Below are 14,691 nucleotides of genomic sequence, written 5' to 3'. Positions count from 1 at the left end.
GCTGAAGCGGAGAGTCGACGAACGGCGCTCACGACCACCAGCCCAGCCATGGGAACCGGTTATTCAGGCAGTCGTCGCCTGGGTGAATGATGCAGCGAGATCGGGCGGAGCCGCTCTTCGGCCGTTGGGCCGATTCGCACTGCTCCTCGTCTGCAGCTCGATCGGGCTGTTGCGCCGATGCTAACGAGCGCTCGACCGCGCCTGGAAGGGTCGTCGAGAGCAGTTCACAGGCTCTTTCGTAAGCTGACACATCCTCGACACAAAGCCGATGGAAACCCCCTCCCTTCGGGGGTCAGCGAGGGCCGATGCACCCTCCTTTTGGGGGGTAGCCGGGCGTTTTCGCGGTCAGCCTCGCTCAGCGGCGCGCGAGTTCGAAGATGCGCTCGTGTCGCGCAGCCCAGGAGTTCGCATGCACGAACGACGTGCGGCGATTCTCGTGCGCCCGACCCAGTTCGAGGGCCGCGGGGACGACGTCGGCGAAGTCGTGCACCGAGTCGACGAGCAACACACGGTCGTCGATGCCGCGCACCGGGGGCAGGTCGACCGAGATCACGGGCACCCCCGCCGCGAGGTACTCGTAGATCTTCAGCGGGCTCATCGCCTCGGTGAGCGGGGTGCGTCGGTGCGCGAGCAGGCAGAGCTCCGCGTTGCGCAGCGTCGCGACGAGCTCGGCGCGTGCGACGCTCGGATGCAGGTGCACGTTCGGCAGCGGACGGAGCTCATCGACGTAGCCGGGGTCGGGGAGCGGGCCCAGGAGCACGACCTGCAGCTCGCGCTGCCGGCTCGCGAGGTCGACGATGCCGGGGACGTCGAGGCGGGAGTCGAGCGTTCCGACGTAGACCGCCCGGGGTCCGGGGATCCGGTCGAACCAGCTCGGGGGAATGGGCGGGCTGCCGAGCCACTCCGACGGTTCGACGCCGTTCGGAACGACCGCCGCCGGGCCCGTCGGCGCGATCCGTTCGATGATCTCAGCGGACACGGCCGCGACGGCTCGGCCCGAGCCGGCGATGCGCCGGTATGCCTCCCGGTACGCCGGCCAGTACGCTTCCCTGGCCGGCGAGCTCGACCAGTCGTCACGGGCGAAGAACGTGACCTCTGCGGCCCAGTCGAGCGGGGCGAATCCGGCGACGAGGGGGTTCGTCGTGAGGACCCGCGGCCGCTCGAGGCCCATGCGCCGCGAGGCGCGAGCGAGCGAGCGATCGTAGACGGTGTACTCTGCCGCGACCGCGGGAAGGTCGGTGGGGTCGTCACGTCGCAGGCGGGCGGGATGATGCAGCGACATCCGCTCGCCCGGAGGGAAGCGCACGTCGCGGTCGAGCAGGGGAGTGGCGGCGACGCGGGGGAACCAGCGGAACGGGTTCGCGACGAGGAGCCGGCGCACCTCGGGGCTGCGCATGAGGCTCGCCAGGATGCGGTCGGGCGGACGCATCATGCCGCGTCGCACGGCGTCGGAATAGGTCTCGTAGCTGAAGGTGAACACGAAGTCGGCCGTGTTCGTGGAACTCGAGCCGGGTCCCACCGACGATGCTCGCGGGCCGGACCGTTCGATCATGTCGTCAGCTGACGGATGAGCCGGGCTGGGGTTCCTGCGACCACGCAACGCGGCGGCACATCGTCGCGAACGACCGAGTTGGCGCCGACGACGGCGCCGGCCCCGATCGTGACTCCCGGCATGACGACCACGTTCTGCCCGAGCCAGGCACCGCGGCCGATGCGCACCGGCGCGACGCGATCGAGCGGCTGGTCGCGGATGAACACATCGGGCCGGTCGAACCCGTGGGCGTGGTCGGAGATGTAGACGCCGCGCGCGATCGCCACGCCGTCTTCGATGATCACGCTGCTGACGGCCGAGATCGAGGTCTCGTTCATTCGCACGCGGTCGCCGATCCGTATGACCGGACCTGGATGGTCGAGCCGCGGGACGATCAGCCATGAGCCGGGCCCGATGAGCACGTCCGATCCGATCGAGATGCGGTCGGCGTTGCCGACGCGGAAGGGCAGCAGGATTCGCGACCGCGCGCCGAAGCCCGCGAAGCCCGACGAGGCGATCCACGAGAAGGCCGCATCGCGTGCCCGTTGCATGAGCAACAGCAAGTCAAGACCGTTCACTTCCGCCCTCCCGTGCCCGCCGGTCTCGAAGGACCCTACGGCCGTTGGTCCATCTCCGAGAGGTCCGTCATCGGTCGAGTCGCCAGCCCGACCAGCGTAGCCTCCGGTTCGGTCACCTGCGCCGTCGACGTATGGATTGTTTACCGGGAGGTAACAGTGCGGTCGGCTCGCCGCAGGCCGACGAAGTTGCGGCCGGCGAGCTCGGTCACCGCGTCGAGGCGGGCGCGGATGACGCTGGAGAGCTGGTCGGCGGTGTCGGCGGTCGTCGCCGCGACCGCCGCGAGCGATGTCGCGATCGCGTCGGTCGGCACGCACAGCTCCGGCGTGCCGAACAGCTCCATCAGGCCCTCGACCTTGCCCTGGGTTGCCACCGTCACCGCGGGAACCCCGTGCATGAGGCTCATGACGGCCAGGTGCATGCGACCCGTCACGGTGACGCGTGCACGCCTCGTGAGCCCGCGGATCGCCGCAGGCGTGAGGAGCCGATCGACGAGCAGCACGTCATCGTCTGCGGCGAACCGCTCGGACACCGCGCGGGAGAGCGGCAGGTCGTCGGCGCCCGGTCTCGACACGTGGGGCACGAGGAGCACGCCGTGCCCGCGGTCGCGGAGCTCCTGGACGACGGCGACGTACGGGTCGAGCCCGCCCGCGGCCGGGACGAGGCCGGAGAAGTTCACGAGCGCGAGCGGTGCGGCGACCCGGTCGGCCCATGCCGCCGCCGAAGCATCGTCGACACTGCGCGCGAGGAACACGATGTCGGCACCGTCGACGACGGGGTCGATGCCGTCGGCGCGGGCGCGAGCGGCGGAGCGCGGATCCCGCAGCACCGTCGTGACGCCCCGACGAGCGGCTTCACGAACCGCGTCGCGTGCTCGTGGATCGGGCGACGCGTTCCAGCTGAACCCGAGGATCCGCGCATCGATCCCGAGTTCCGCGACGCGCCGCGCGAGGTTCGCGCGGTTCGTCGAGGCGCGGAAGCCGTAGCCGCCGTCCATGACATCCGCCCCGATCACGGAGAACGAGGTCGCCGTGCGGAGGGCAGCGCGGAAGCGGCCGAGGTCGCGGAGGTGCCCGATGAGGTCGCCGTAGACGAGCGAGAGGAGGGGCAGCATCCGAACCCTGCCGTCGTCGGCGTCATCGGGATCGCCGGGGAGTACGTAGTCGGTCGGGCGTCGGCAGATCACCGTCACATCGCCGTCGACGTTCTCGATGAACGCCTCGACGAGCGCCTGATCGCCGATGTTCCCGCCCCCGGCGGGCGCGAGCACCACATGGTGGCGGCGGCCGTCGACCGGCGGGTTCGGGCGGCGCAGCAGCATCCGGTCGGCGGCCGCGATCAGCCCCGGCGAGCGCAACGGCCGCGACAACCGCTGTTTCAGTTCCCCGGCCCGCATCGCCATCTGGCGCCTCCTCGTGAACGCGGAGGCGCGAACCGCCCCGGCAAGCGGCCATGATACCGAGCGCGAGTGCCGCAAGCGCCACGTCGCCCGAACTGGGGGTGCGCCGCGCGGAGATGTAACACGCACGCAATCTTCCATGTCGTCGTCGTTCAAGTTGCGGTCGTAGTCTCGGCCGAACTCCCATGTGGCGTGAGCGACGCGACGTCGTGGGGCCGCAGCCGACTGGGGAGAGGATGCCGGCGTGAACACGAACACCACGTTCCTCGACGCGATGCGCAGCGCCGCCGTGACGGCAGGCGACGCACGCGGTCTGCGTTTCTACACGAACCCGAGCGACTCGGTGTTCGCGTCGTATGCGTCGCTCGACCATCAGGCTCAAGCGGATGCCGCTGCGCTCACCGCAGCAGGGTATGCCGCCGGTGATGTCGTGGTGCTCGCCTTCGACCCCGGCCTGGGATTCATCCGCGCGCTCTACGCCGTGTTCTATGCGGGCCTCACCGCCGCACCCGTGCCGGTCACGGCGACGCGTCAGCCCGAGGTCGCGCTGCGCCGACTCGAGTCGATCGTGGCCGACTCCGGAAGCCGCATCGTGCTCACGCAGGATGCCGCGCTGGCGCCGCTCGGACTCGCCGTGGGTGATGCGGTCGGCGTCGCGAGCGTCATGGCGGTCGACAGCCTCGACGGCCGCGCCGACGACTGGACACCGCCCGCGATCGACGCGGAGTCCCTCGCGCTGCTCCAGTACACGTCGGGCTCAACGGGCGTGCCGAAGGGGGTCATGGTCAGCCACGGCAACCTCGTCGCGAACGAGGCGGCGATCACGTCGGCTGTGGGGCTCACCGCGGCGTCCCGCACCGTCGGATGGCTCCCGCACTACCACGACATGGGCCTCGTGGGGCAGCTGCTCCAACCGATCTACGTCGGGGGCGACAGCGTGCTCACCTCGCCGAGCCAGTTCCTCCGGCGCCCCTTGCTCTGGTTGCGGCTCATCACCGAGCATCGCGCCACCCATACGGTCGGGCCCGACTTCGCCTATGCGCTGTGCACGCGGCTGGTGACCGACGAACAGCTCGCCGGACTCGACCTCTCCTCGCTCGAGGGCGTGATCACCGGCGCGGAACCGGTGCGGATCGCGACGCTCCGGGCGTTCGCCGAGCGGTTCGCGCCCACCGGATTCCGCGCCGATTCCTTCATTCCGGCGTACGGCATGGCGGAGACCACGCTCCTCGTGACGGCGAAGGCCGCCGGTCACCCGGTGCGGGCGATACCAGCGGACGCGGCCGGCATCGAGCAAGGCCTCCTGCGCGCGCCGGCTGATGACGCGCGAAAGGTAGACCTCGTCTCCTGCGGGCCGCCGGCCGAGGGGCACCGCATAGAGATTGTGGATCCCGTGACCGGCACGCGCGCCGCCGACGGCGAGGTCGGCGAGATCCTCGTGAGCGGCCCGAGCATCACGCAGGGGTATTGGCGCCGGCCCGGCGAGACCGCGGCTGTGTTCGGCGTGATCATCCCGGGGGACGACCATCGGTACCTCCGCACCGGCGACCTCGGCACGACCGTCGATGGTGAGCTGCTGATCACCGGTCGGCTCAAAGACCTCATCATCATCCGCGGTCGCAACATCTATCCGCAGGACCTCGAGCAGACCGCCGCGCCCCTGCTGCACGCTGGATGCCTCAGCGCCGCATTCGAGGGATCGGCGTCGCATCCCGCCGTCGGCCTCGTGGCCGAGGTCGATGCCGCACGCCTCGCCGACGGCGACCTCGAGGCCCTCGCCGAGCGGGTTCGGCGCGCGGTCTCGGAGGAGTACATGTTGCCCGAGCTCGGCGTCGCGCTCATCCGCAAGGGAAGCCTTCCGCGGACGACGAGCGGCAAAGTGCAGCGCGGGCTCACCCGTTCGCTCCTCGCGGAGGAACGACTGCCCACCGTGCTCACGCTCGGGTTCGACCGAGGAGCGGTCGCATGACGCGCTCAGCGCTCGCCGGCCGGATGGCAGTCGCGGACCTCGACCGGTACCTCGGCGATCCGCGCGATCAGTCCGCGGTGATCTCGACCGAGCGTTCGCTCGAGCTCGACGAGGCCTCGGCGTACCCCGGCGACGCGGTCGGCGCCCTGAACGCGTGGGGGCTGCACCGGTACTACACCCCGGCCGAACACGGCGGAGAGCTTCGCGATGTGTTCGTGCCGATGATGATGATCCGCGCCACCGCCGCGCGCGATCTCACCGTCGCGGTCGCCCACGGCATCAGCTTCCTCGGCGCCGTCAGCGCATGGGTGGCGGGCGGCCAGATCGCGGCGATCATGGCCGAGCTCGTGCTCGACGGCGCGCCCCTCTCGTGGGGTCTCACCGAGCGTGGGAGGGGCTCCGATCTCTCCGCCACGGCGACGACCGCTGCGATCGGCTCGAGCATCGTGGTCGACGGCGTCAAGTGGCCGGTCAACAATGCCACGCGGGGGCGCGCGATGACCGTGCTCGCACGCACCTCGGATGCGCCCGGGCCCCGCGCGCTGTCGCTCGTCCTCGTCGACAAGGGTCGCGTCGACACGCATTCCCTCGCCTCGGAGCCCAAGGTGGCAACCTACGGCAATCGCGGCGCGGACATCAGCGGCCTCTCGATGCGAGGAACGACCGTCGAACGTGACAGGCTCGTCGGCGACCCGGGCCTCGGCCTCGAGATCGTGCTGAAGAGCCTGCAGTTCACGCGCCCGCTCTCGACCGCACTCTCGCTCGGAGCGGCGGACCACGCGGTCGACGTGGCCGTGGAGTTCGCCGCGTCGCGCCGGGTGTTCGGGCGGGAGCTCGGGTCGCTGCCCGCAGCCCGGGCGACGCTCGGAACTGCCGTGGCCGATGCGCTGCTCGCGGAGTGTGTGACATTCGCCGGGGCGCGCGAGGCGCATCACGCGCCGCAAGAGCTGGCGCTCGTGAGTTCGCTCGTGAAGTTCCTCGTGCCCGACACCGTCGACCTCCTCTTCCGCGACCTCACGTCGTTCCTCGGGGCCAGGTCGCAGCTGCTCGGCGTCGCAGGCGCCGGGGAGTTCCAGAAGGCAGCGCGAGACAACCGGGCCGTCGGGATCTTCGACGGCAACTCCGTCGTGAACCTCAACATGATCGTCAACGAGTTCACGGCCATCACCCGCCCTGCCGACCCGGTCGACGTCGGCGGCATCCTGCGCGACTTCCACGTGGACGCGGAACCGCAGGTCTGGGTGGATCCGCTCCACCTCCGACTCGTGACCCGCCGAGGGTCGCGGTTGCTGCGTGCGCTCCCCGCGTTCGCCGACCTGCTCGGCTCACGGCCATCGGCCGGGCCGGCGCAGGACATCACCGCCGAGCTCCATCGGCTGCTCGAGGCCGCCGGCGCCGCGCCACGGCAAGCCGCGCCCAGTGCAGCATCGTTCGATGTCGCGATGCGGCTGGCGCTCTGCTTCGGGGCATCCTGCGCGATCGCCGTCGAGCTCGCCGGGCGAGGGAGTGGTGGTGCTGCGTCGGAGGGTCGGCTCCTCGCGATCCTCGAGCGGATCTCGGTGCGGCTCGGTCTGGTGCGCTCCGAGTCGGCCGCGGCATCGGCCGCCGAGCTGGCAGGGCAGGCACTCGAGGCGGCGCGATCCGGCAGCAGGCTTTCGATGCTCGATGGCTGGGGGGTCCACGCATGACGACGGTCGGGTCTTCCTCGCCCCGGGCGCGCACGACGGCGGGCGAGCCCGACGACCTCGACGCGCTCTTCGGCGACCCGATGGCGCCCGGCCCGTTCGGATACGCCACGATCGCCGACGACGACCAGGCACGCCGCATGAGCGCAGCCGCGGAGTCGATCCTCGAGGAGTGGGGCGCGGGGGCGGACTTCGTGCCCGCGTCACTCGGCGGCCGCTGGGTCTCCACCGAGGACCTCGTACAGCGGTGGCGGCCCATCTTCCGCCGGGATCCGTCGCTCGGCCTCGGCTACGGGATCACCACGCTCATGGCCGCACTCAATGTGTGGGTCGCCGGCGACGACGAGCAGCGCGCGGATGTCGCCGATCGTCTCGTGCGCGGCGAGCGCATCGCCGTAGGCTTCCACGAACTCGACCACGGCAACGACCTGCTGCACAACGAATGCGCCGCCACCGAGCGCGGAGGCCGCTGGTACGTGCGCGGCCAGAAGCACGTCATCAACAACGTCGATCGCGCCGAGTCGATCCTGATCATGGCGCGGACATCCGACGAGCCCGGCGCGCGCAGCCACACGCTGCTGATGTGGAACAAAGATGACGTCACCCGGCCCTTCGCCGACACGTCACGTCGGGTGCTCACCGCCGGCATGCGCGGCTGCCGACTCGGCGACGCGGTGTTCGACGACCTCCCGGTGCCCGCCTCGGGCACCATCGGCGCGCCGGGGGCGGCGGCGCAGGTCGCGTTGACCGCCTTCCAGGTGAGCCGCGCCGTCGTGCCCGCGCTCGCGATCGCCACCGTCGACGCGGCACTTGATCTCGCCGTTCGCTTCGGATCGGAGCGTTCGCTCTACGGCGGCGTGGTGCTCGACCTGCCGCACGCCCGGGCACTCCTCGCGGGCGCCATCGCCGATTTCCTCATCGCCGATGCCCTCAGCGCGGTGGTGGTGCGCGCGCTCCATCTCGCACCGGCCGAGTGCCTGATCCTCACCGCCGCGGCGAAGTACCTCGTGCCGCACCTGCTCACGTCGGCGATGCAAGACCTTTCCGTGCTCTTCGGCTCGACGTTCTACGCGCGCGTCGCTCCCTACGAGATCTTCGAGAAGTTCCTGCGCGACCTCGCAATCGTTCCGATCGGGCATGGCGGATCGACGGCGTGCCTGCTTACCATCCTCCCGAACCTGCCGGCTTGGCTCCGCCGCTCGCGCAGAACCCAGGCGACCGATCCGGCGCTCTTCCAGCTCGGCGGCCCGCTCGAGGAGCTGGACTTCGGCCGACTCTCACTCGGCGCGGGCTCGAGCGACCCGCTCGGAGCCGCGTTGCGAGACCCGACGGTGCGGGAACGGTTCGCGCCGGATTCAGGCGCCGCGAACGCCCTCGACCGCCTCGGTGAGGCTTTGGACGAGTTGGGCGAGCAGATCGACGCGCTCACCGCGTCGGAGCTCGGCACGGATGCCCCGCCGGCCGCATTCGCGCTGGCCCACCGCCTGACCCTGCTCCTCGCCGCAGGCGCCTGGGGGGGCGTGTGCGCTGGCCCGGATGCACCGTCCATCACGCGCGACCCACTCGTACGCGAAGCATGCCTGGCTCGCATCGAGGGTCGGCTCAGCGGGCGGATCCCGCCGCTCGACCCTGCGTTCGTCGATCGGCTGATCGCGTTCGCCGAGGATCACGTCGCACGGGACATCCGGCTCGCCCCCTCCACCCGAACCCACCCGCGGCATCCTGAAGCCGAAGAAGGAAGTACAGCATGAATACTCAGACGGACGCCATCGAGTCCTGGCTCGTCGAACGTGTCGTGGCCTACGGAAAGGTCGATTCCGGCAGCTTCACACCCGACACGCCACTCGCAGAGCTCGGCCTCGACTCGGTGTACGCCCTCACGCTGTGCGGCGACATCGAGGACGAGTTCGACCTCGACGTCGATCCGACGATCGTGTGGGACCACCCCACGATCCGCGAGCTCGCCGGCGGCCTCTCCGAACGGCTCGCCGCGGCGTGATCGCCCACGGCCGCGGCGCAGCCTTCATGGAGACGAGCGAGGGCGTGACCGCCTCGGGCGTGTTCTGGCGGATGGGCGACTGGACCGTTGCGACCGGCGTCGACGAGGCCCATTCCGCAGCTGGCTCGGGTGAGCGGAGCGCGCGGGCGGGCGCGCTGCGCCGCCGCCGCTCCGCCGGGCGAGCGTGGGCCCGTGACCTCGTCACCTCGCGTCTCGGAGCGGTGTGGGCGGGCTTCGCTGCTGATGCGCCCGGACGCAAGCCGCGGCTGCTCGGCGACGCAAGGATCGACGTCAGCATCGCGCACAGCGCCTCGACCCTGCTGGTAGCCGTCGTCGCCGAAGGGCTCGTCGGCGCCGATGTCGAAGAGGAGCCGTTCGACGTGTTCGACCGTGTGGCGCTGATTCGCCGCATGTGTTCCGCCGACGAGCAGGTGCGCCTCGAGCGGCTGCCGCGCACAGCGCGCCGCCGTGCGCTCGCGCGTGCCTGGACCATCAAGGAAGCGACCCTCAAGGCGCGTGGCACCGGCCTTTCGAAGGATCCGCGTCGCGTCCCGACGGACGCGCTCGATCGCGCCATCGATGACACGGCTTCGGGTCCCGAGCGCGCGATCGTGCACTTCACGGTTTCGGGCGGATGCGTCGTGTCGTTTCCGGCACGCGACGACAGCTCACCTGACGACGAGCTCACCTGACGACTGAAGGCCCGGATATCGCGTGCGATACCCGGGCCTTCGATTTGGTCGGGGTGACAGGATTTGAACCTGCGACCTCGTCGTCCCGAACGACGCGCGCTACCAAGCTGCGCCACACCCCGGTGACCCTCACGGGCCTCCACAAGGATAGCCGATAATTCAGGCCAGACAGACCACCTCCGGCCGTTTGCGCGACCGACGTCCTCGGATGTCGCGGCATCCGATCGGGCGATCGCTACTCGGTCGGCAGGAGCGTGAGCAGGGTCGCCTCGGGCGGGCAGGCGAAGCGCACCGGCGCGTAGATCGAGGTGCCGAGCCCGGCCGACACGTTGAGGAACGCGGAGCGCAGCCCGTGCCGCCACACGCTCAGCCCCTTCACTTGCGAGCGGGGGATGTCGCAGTTCGTGACGAGCGCGCCGAACCCGGGAAGGCAGACCTGACCGCCGTGGGTGTGGCCTGCGAGGATCAGCTCGGCGCCGTGGTTCACGAACGAGGTGAGCACGCGCTGGTAGGGCGCGTGGGTCACGCCGATCGTGACGGTGGGGCGTCGAGTGGAGACGGATGCCGCATCAGGCCACGTCTCATCGCCGAGCGGGTCTTCGGCTCGGAGCTCGTCGATCGCGCCCGTGATGAGGTCGAGGCGGTCGAAGCCCCTGTGCGGGTCGTCGACGCCGAAGAACTCGAAGTGCGTGCCGCGCAGGTCGAGGCTCGCGGCGGTGTTGTCGAGGTCGTTCCAGCCGAGGTCGGCGAGGTACGAGTGCAGGGCGTCGATGTCGAGTGGCTTCGAACGCGGAACATATCCGGATGGCCCGCCGAAGTAGGCGAACGGGTTCTTGATGGTGGGCCCGAAGTAGTCGTTCGAGCCGTTCACGAAGACGCCCGGGATGCCCCGGAACGGCTCGAACGCCCGGCGGATGCCTTCGAGGCCGCGCTCGTGTCCGAGGTTGTCGCCCGTGTCGACGATGAGGTCGGGTTCGAGTGCGGCGAGTGAGCGCACCCAATCCTGTTTGTCACGCTGCCATGGCGCCATGTGCAGGTCGGAGAGGTGGAGCACCCGAATGGGCGCGGCACCCGGCGGCAGCACCGCGACATCCGCTCGGCGAAGGGTCCACCTCGTGCGCTCGACGAGGCTGCCCCACGCGAGTACGGCAGCGCCGGCTGCGCCGATCGCCAGGGCGATCCGCGCAGCCGGCGGGAGAGCGGGGCGGCTCAACCGCCGGCACCCGGCGTGGGGCCGGCGAGCTTGCCGATCGTGATCGTGATCGTGTCGCCCGGCTTCGCGAAGCCGCCACCCGCAGGGTTCTGCGCGATCACGACGCCGGCCTGCGTGGGATCGGCCGTGTTCTCGTTCTGCCGCTGCACCTTGAATCCGGCCGCCCTGAGCGCGGCATCGGCTTGATCGGCGTTCTGTCCGACGACGTCGGGCACTGCGGTCATCGATCCGTTGCTCGTGAAGACCCGGATCGTGCTGCCGCGGCCCGCCTCACCCGTCGGGTCGGTGCCGGAGACCGTGCCCGCGGGAAGGTTCGAGTCCTGCTGTCCGCCGTCTTCGAAGGCGAATCCGGCCGCTTCGATCGCCTGTTTCGCGGCGTCGAGCGAGAGCCCGGCGACCTGGGGAACGGCGACCATCACCTGGCGGAACGACGTCGCGTCGGGCTCTGGGAACGCGTCGCCACCGTACTTGTTGTCGGCGACCTGCATGATTCGAGGCCAGATCCGGTGACGGGCGGTCGCCGCGGCACCACTGTCGAAGCTCATGTCGCGGAGGTTCGCGTCGCCGACCACGTTGCCCACCCAGACCGCGGTCGCGGCCTTGGTGCTCGCGCCGATCATCCACGTGTCCTTCGCACCGTCGGTCGTTCCGGTCTTGCCGATGTGCGGAACTCCGGTGCCGGTGTTCGAGGCGGTCGCCGTGCCGCCGCTCGCGAAGGTGCGCTGCATCGCGTAGGCCATGCCGGCGGCGACGTTCTCGGGCACGGACTGCGTGCACGTCGAGGCGGGCGGCGGGATCTCGACGCCGTCGGCGTCGAGGATCTTGTCGATCGCGATCGGGGTGCAGGTGTTGCCCTTGTTGGCGACGCCCGCGAACGCCGCGGCCATCGTGACCGGAGCGATCTCCTGGGTGCCGAGCACGTCGGACGGGTTCATCTGCAGCTCGGCGTTGTCGGCGCGGTGGATGCCGAAGGCCTGCGCGGTCTGCTTGATCTTGCACAGGTCGAGCTGCTGCGCCATGGCCATGAAGCTCGTGTTCACCGACCAGGCCGTGGCGTCGACGGCGTTGTTGGCGATGCGGCCGTCGTCGTTCCTCGGGTTGTAGCTGCCGGTCCAATTGCCGGTGCAGCTGTCGGTGAACGACGTGAACGCCCGACGCGAGCCATTGAACTTCTCGGTGAGGGAGTGCCCTTCGTTCAGCCACTCGGCGAGCGTGAACACCTTGTAGGTCGATCCGGGCTGGAGCCCGCTCGACCCGCCGTAGTTGAAGTCGGTGCTGTAGTTGACCGAGGTGTACTCCGCGCTCGTCGCGGTCACCTCCGGGTCGCTCGAGAACTTCTTGTTCTGCGCCATCGCGAGGATGCGGCCGGTTCCGGGCTCCACCGTGACCGCGACCGAACCCACGTCGAAGCGGGGATCTGTCGTCGGCACGTTCTCGGCGATCGCCGCCTCGGCGGCGCCCTGCAGCTCGAGATCGAGCGTGGTGAAGATCTGCAGGCCACGCTGCTGGAGGAGCTCCCTGCCCTCGTCTTTCTCAGTGTCGGGGTCGTCGAACTGGTTCAGGATGATCCAGGTGACGTAGTCGCAGAAGTAGGCGCTGCCGCCGGCCGACTGGCAACCGGTGCTCGGCTCGGTGATGGCAGGAGTCACGGGCGTCGCGACCGCGGCGTCGTGCTCCTCTTGCGTGATCTTCTTCTCCTTGAGCATCTGATCGAGGATGTAGTCGCGCCGCTCCTTGTTCGCGGCGTACGGCGTCGGCTCGCCCTTCTCGTTGACGGAATTGACGCCGTTGGTTTCGCTCTCGGGGTAGTCGAGCCGGAACTTCTCGGGGTTGTTCACGATGGCGATGAGGCTCGCCGCTTCGGGCAGGGCGAGCTCGGAGGCGTGCTTGCCGCCGAAGTAGTACTTCGCCGCCGACTCGATGCCGTAGACCCGGCCGCCGAAGGCCGCGATGTTCAAGTAGCCCTTCAGGATCTCGTCTTTCGTGAACTCCTTCTCGAGCGCGATCGCGTACCGCATCTCCTTGAGCTTGCGATCGGGCGAGGTCTCGGTGGCCGCCTCGTAGGCGGCCTCCTTCTCCTCCTCGGTCGTCGCCTCGCGCACGCCGTTGTTGATGAGCACGTTCTTCACGTACTGCTGGGTGATGGACGACCCACCCTGCGTGGCGCCGCCGATCACGTACTCGTTGAGCGCGGCGCGCAGCGTGCCCTGGATGTCGATGCCGCCGTGCTCATAGAACCGGGGGTCTTCACCGGCGACCGCGGCGTCTTTCACGTACTGCGAGATCGCCTCCCAGGCGACCTCCTCTCGGTTCTCGTCGAAGAACGAGGCGAGGTGATAGGGCGAGCCGTCTGGCGCGTATGCGTAGATGTCCGTCTTCTCGGAGAGCTCGCCGATGTCGAGGTATCCGGGCAGGTTCTCGAACATCGAGATGCTGTTGTTCGCGGCCATGCCGGTGACGGCGAGTGCCGGGGTCACGGCTGCCGTGACGAGTACACCGGCGAGAGCACTCATGCCGACGAAACCGAGGATTCCGGCGCCGACGTCGCTCATCGTACGTTTTTGGGCAGACATATAGTGGAGCTTAACGGAGAAGGCTGGCAAATCGCGCTATGCACGGCGCATGCCGGAATCCGGCGCGACCCGCCCTCTCCCGCCTATAACCAACACCAGAGACGAGGAATCCCATGCCGGCCTGGGAGTACATCACCACCCCGCTGCTGATCCACAACACCGCTGCGATCCTGAACAACTGGGGCTCGGAGGGCTGGGAGCTCGTGCAGATCGTGTCGGGTCCCGAGGGTGGTCTCGTCGCCTACCTGAAGCGCCCCGTGGGCGGGGAGTCGTCGACCGCGGCATCCGCCGGCGCCGCCGCCGCCGCACAGGCAGCCAAGCAGTTCGAGGGGGAGTGAGCGTGGCGGTATACGAAGCCCGCATCGCGCAGCTCGGCATCGAACTGCCCGAGGTCGCCCCGCCCGTGGCCGCATATGTCCCGGCCGTCGTCACCGGCAACTACGCGTACACCTCAGGACAACTGCCGTTCACGGCCGGCGGCCTGCCCGCGACGGGCAAGGTCGGCGACGCCGAGGGGCTCGTATCCGCCGCCGCAGCGAAGGGCTACGCCCGCACGTGCGCGCTCAATGCGCTCGCCGCGGTGCGGGCCGAGATCGGCTCGCTCGATCGCGTGACGCGCATCGTGAAGCTCGTCGGGTTCGTGGCATCCGACCCGGCGTTCACGGGCCAGCCGGGCGTCATCAACGGCGCCTCAGAGCTGCTCGGTGAGATCTTCGGCGAGGCCGGCCGGCACGCCCGCTCGGCGGTCGGCGTCGCGGTGCTCCCGCTCGACGCGCCCGTCGAGCTCGAGCTCGTGGTCGAGTTCGCATAGCTCCGGTGCAACGGCGGATGCCGCGGCGGGATCACTCCCGGCCGCGGCATCCGTTCGTTCAGCGCGCTGCCGCGCCTTGCCGCGGCCTGGCCCAGCTGATCGCTGCCTTGGGCGCGGATCGCGGCACTCGGGCCACCGCGCGCACCGCGCACGGCGCGCAGCCGCGCACAGCGCGAAGCCCCGCAGCGCAAAGCCCCGCAGCGCGAAGCCCCGCGCAGCGCGAAGCCCCGCAGCGCGAAGCCC

12 protein-coding genes and 1 tRNA gene are annotated in these 14,691 nt (G+C 70.0%); 7 read left to right on the top strand and 6 right to left on the bottom strand.

Going from position 1 to position 14,691, the window contains the following annotated elements:
- Positions 1-355 precede the first annotated feature (355 nt).
- The 3 genes from J7E25_RS07520 to J7E25_RS07510 form a co-directional block, all read right to left on the bottom strand.
- Complete coding sequence (locus J7E25_RS07520; RefSeq protein WP_214869406.1) at positions 356-1,552, bottom strand: glycosyltransferase; 1,197 nt, start codon at positions 1,550-1,552, stop codon at positions 356-358.
- Positions 1,549-1,869, bottom strand: a complete 321-nt coding sequence (locus tag J7E25_RS18430; RefSeq protein WP_374196209.1) for a DapH/DapD/GlmU-related protein — start codon at positions 1,867-1,869, stop codon at positions 1,549-1,551. Before J7E25_RS18430 ends, J7E25_RS07520 begins: the two co-directional genes overlap by 4 nt.
- A gap of 380 nt (positions 1,870-2,249) precedes the next feature.
- On the bottom strand, positions 2,250-3,509 hold the full coding sequence (locus tag J7E25_RS07510; RefSeq protein ID WP_214869405.1) for a polysaccharide pyruvyl transferase family protein: 1,260 nt from the start codon (positions 3,507-3,509) through the stop codon (positions 2,250-2,252).
- Positions 3,510-3,750: 241 nt separating this feature from the next.
- Between J7E25_RS07510 and J7E25_RS07505 the strand changes: the two genes are divergently transcribed.
- The 5 genes from J7E25_RS07505 to J7E25_RS07485 are packed head-to-tail and all read left to right on the top strand — an operon-like array spanning position 3,751 to position 9,851.
- Positions 3,751-5,475, top strand: coding sequence for a fatty acyl-AMP ligase (locus J7E25_RS07505; protein ID WP_214869403.1), 1,725 nt, complete (start codon positions 3,751-3,753; stop codon positions 5,473-5,475).
- On the top strand, positions 5,472-7,163 hold the full coding sequence (locus J7E25_RS07500) for an acyl-CoA dehydrogenase family protein (RefSeq protein WP_214869402.1): 1,692 nt from the start codon (positions 5,472-5,474) through the stop codon (positions 7,161-7,163). Before J7E25_RS07505 ends, J7E25_RS07500 begins: the two co-directional genes overlap by 4 nt.
- Complete coding sequence (locus tag J7E25_RS07495; protein WP_214869400.1) at positions 7,160-8,911, top strand: acyl-CoA dehydrogenase; 1,752 nt, start codon at positions 7,160-7,162, stop codon at positions 8,909-8,911. The genes J7E25_RS07500 and J7E25_RS07495 overlap by 4 nt, the downstream gene beginning before the upstream one ends.
- Complete coding sequence (locus J7E25_RS07490) at positions 8,908-9,159, top strand: acyl carrier protein (RefSeq protein ID WP_214869398.1); 252 nt, start codon at positions 8,908-8,910, stop codon at positions 9,157-9,159. The genes J7E25_RS07495 and J7E25_RS07490 overlap by 4 nt, the downstream gene beginning before the upstream one ends.
- Complete coding sequence (locus J7E25_RS07485; protein ID WP_214869396.1) at positions 9,156-9,851, top strand: 4'-phosphopantetheinyl transferase superfamily protein; 696 nt, start codon at positions 9,156-9,158, stop codon at positions 9,849-9,851. Before J7E25_RS07490 ends, J7E25_RS07485 begins: the two co-directional genes overlap by 4 nt.
- Positions 9,852-9,896: 45 nt before the next feature.
- Here the strand turns inward: J7E25_RS07485 and J7E25_RS07480 are convergent.
- From J7E25_RS07480 to J7E25_RS07470, 3 genes are all read right to left on the bottom strand, one after another.
- A tRNA-Pro gene (locus tag J7E25_RS07480) sits at positions 9,897-9,973 on the bottom strand.
- 113 nt (positions 9,974-10,086) lie between these two features.
- A complete protein-coding gene (locus J7E25_RS07475) occupies positions 10,087-11,064 on the bottom strand; it encodes a metallophosphoesterase (RefSeq protein WP_214869395.1) in 978 nt (325 codons plus the stop codon).
- A complete protein-coding gene (locus J7E25_RS07470; protein ID WP_251038878.1) occupies positions 11,061-13,616 on the bottom strand; it encodes a transglycosylase domain-containing protein in 2,556 nt (851 codons plus the stop codon). The genes J7E25_RS07475 and J7E25_RS07470 overlap by 4 nt, the downstream gene beginning before the upstream one ends.
- 134 nt (positions 13,617-13,750) lie before the next feature.
- Here J7E25_RS07470 and J7E25_RS17815 point away from each other — a divergent pair, with 134 nt between their 5' ends.
- Together J7E25_RS17815 and J7E25_RS17810 are read left to right on the top strand one after the other, a co-directional pair.
- Complete coding sequence (locus J7E25_RS17815) at positions 13,751-13,975, top strand: DUF4177 domain-containing protein (RefSeq protein WP_251038877.1); 225 nt, start codon at positions 13,751-13,753, stop codon at positions 13,973-13,975.
- A gap of 2 nt (positions 13,976-13,977) precedes the next feature.
- Entirely contained in the window at positions 13,978-14,448 is a 471-nt protein-coding gene (locus J7E25_RS17810) for a RidA family protein (RefSeq protein ID WP_308164420.1), read from the top strand.
- The last annotated feature ends 243 nt before the right edge of the window (positions 14,449-14,691 follow it).

Origin of the sequence: Agromyces sp. ISL-38 (genome assembly GCF_018613935.1) — a bacterium.
Classification (GTDB): domain Bacteria; phylum Actinomycetota; class Actinomycetes; order Actinomycetales; family Microbacteriaceae; genus Agromyces.
Note: the sequence above shows the minus strand (reverse complement) of the source record. Positions and strands in the feature narration are given on the sequence as shown.

Coding starts and splice junctions, on each gene's coding strand:
- J7E25_RS07470 (WP_251038878.1), bottom strand. CDS start 13,616: ATGAGCGACGTCGGCGCCGGAATCCTCGGTTTCGTCGGCATGAGTGCT.
- J7E25_RS07510 (WP_214869405.1), bottom strand. CDS start 3,509: ATGGCGATGCGGGCCGGGGAACTGAAACAGCGGTTGTCGCGGCCGTTG.
- J7E25_RS07495 (WP_214869400.1), top strand. CDS start 7,160: ATGACGACGGTCGGGTCTTCCTCGCCCCGGGCGCGCACGACGGCGGGC.
- J7E25_RS07490 (WP_214869398.1), top strand. CDS start 8,908: ATGAATACTCAGACGGACGCCATCGAGTCCTGGCTCGTCGAACGTGTC.
- J7E25_RS18430 (WP_374196209.1), bottom strand. CDS start 1,869: ATGAACGAGACCTCGATCTCGGCCGTCAGCAGCGTGATCATCGAAGAC.
- J7E25_RS07520 (WP_214869406.1), bottom strand. CDS start 1,552: ATGATCGAACGGTCCGGCCCGCGAGCATCGTCGGTGGGACCCGGCTCG.
- J7E25_RS17815 (WP_251038877.1), top strand. CDS start 13,751: ATGCCGGCCTGGGAGTACATCACCACCCCGCTGCTGATCCACAACACC.
- J7E25_RS07500 (WP_214869402.1), top strand. CDS start 5,472: ATGACGCGCTCAGCGCTCGCCGGCCGGATGGCAGTCGCGGACCTCGAC.